Genomic DNA, 1,377 nt, shown 5'->3' on the forward strand with positions numbered 1-1,377 from the left:
CCGAGAGCGCCGCCTCCCGCTCGCCGAGCTCGAAGGCCGTGCGGCTCAGGCCTTCGAGCCGCTCCTCGACGGCGCGCTCGGCCGCCTTGAGCTGATCCAGCCCCTCGGTGCGGGCGACGAGCCCCGGATCCTGGTCGACGCGCTGGGTGGCGTTGCGGGTCTTCAGCCAGTTCGCGAAGGTCTCGCGCGCCGACTCGGTCGCCGAGCGGGCGGCGTCGAGGGCCAGTTGCGCCGCCTCCGCCTGCCGCCGCGCGTCGTCCTGCTCGCGCCGGATCTGCTTGAGGGCGGCGGCCGAGGCGCGCGCCGGCTCCGGGTCGAGAAACTGATCCACGGTGTAGCGGTGCTCGACCTGCGGCAGGTCGCCGACCACGAGCGAGCCCAGGCCGATCAGGAAGCCCGCAAACAGCAGGGCGACGAGCCACAGGGCGGCGTTGAACCAACGCTCGGATACGCGGGTGCCGTTGGCCACGCAGATCGGTCCTTATCTCTGGAGAAGCTTTGGGCATTCCGGCACGCCGGAGCTCGCAGCACACCACGCGCAGGCCCCGAGGAACGCGTCGAAGCCGTCGATCCCGACGGAGGCGACCGGCATCTCGGCCGCCGCCGGCGTTCCCATCACGACGGCAAGCCGAGCCGCGACGCGCCGAAGCGCGTCCGGTCCGCCGGCAACGCGCGTCGTCGGCCGGCTCACAGGTTGCGCAGGGCCAGGAGCGGCACAAGGGCGGCGAGCGCCACGGGAACGGACCAGTATTCCATCCGGATCCAGAACAGCTTGTGGACCCTGTGCAGCAGCACGCGCTGGTTGGTGGCCAGATCGAGGAGTTCGCGAGGCGACGTGCCGTTGAGGTTTCGGCCGACGAACCAGTTGGCTGCCGCGGCGGCGAGCAGGCCGAGGCTGACGGCGAGGAACGTCAGCTCCGGATGGCCGAGCGCGCGAAGCGCCAGCCCGCCCGAGGCGCCGACGAGAAGGGCGGTGCCGAAAACCACGGGCAGGACCAAAATGCCCCAGCCGGACCAGATGAGCAGCATCACCACCGCCTGAGATTCAATCCAGGTCGCCGCCGAACAAACGACCGCGCCGGCATGATCCGGTCGATCGGTGGCCGCCCGCGCAGGACCATCGAAGTCTCTTGGGCTTGGGATTGAGGCGATGCTGTGTTCACGGTCGCGTGAGCATCGGAGCCGGACGGCAGTGGACGAGGTCAGTTCTGGGCGGCATGCTCCGTCCGTGCCAGCGCGTACACGGCTTCGCAGCGTTCCAGCCAGAGATCGCGGGTGAACAGTCGCGAGACCCGTCCATGCGGGACGGTGCGGGGAATGGCACGTGCCTCGCCGATCGCGCGGGCGAGCGCCGCCACGTCGTTCACGGGCGCGAGG

Annotated in this window: 1 protein-coding gene and 1 pseudogene; both read right to left on the reverse strand. The window is 70.7% G+C overall.

Annotation, left to right across the window (positions count from 1 at the left end):
- Positions 1-469, reverse strand: a pseudogene (locus FV223_RS27695) (serine endopeptidase); the annotation flags it as partial.
- 218 nt (positions 470-687) lie between these two features.
- On the reverse strand, positions 688-1,029 hold the full coding sequence (locus FV223_RS27700; protein WP_147729886.1) for a hypothetical protein: 342 nt from the start codon (positions 1,027-1,029) through the stop codon (positions 688-690).
- Positions 1,030-1,377: the final 348 nt, after the last annotated feature.

The organism is Methylobacterium sp. WL116 (genome assembly GCF_008039455.1).
Taxonomy (GTDB): domain Bacteria; phylum Pseudomonadota; class Alphaproteobacteria; order Rhizobiales; family Beijerinckiaceae; genus Methylobacterium.

What these genes read in the sequence shown, in the direction of transcription:
- FV223_RS27700 (WP_147729886.1), bottom strand. Translation starts at nt 1,029, where the DNA reads ATGCTGCTCATCTGGTCCGGCTGGGGCATTTTGGTCCTGCCCGTGGTT.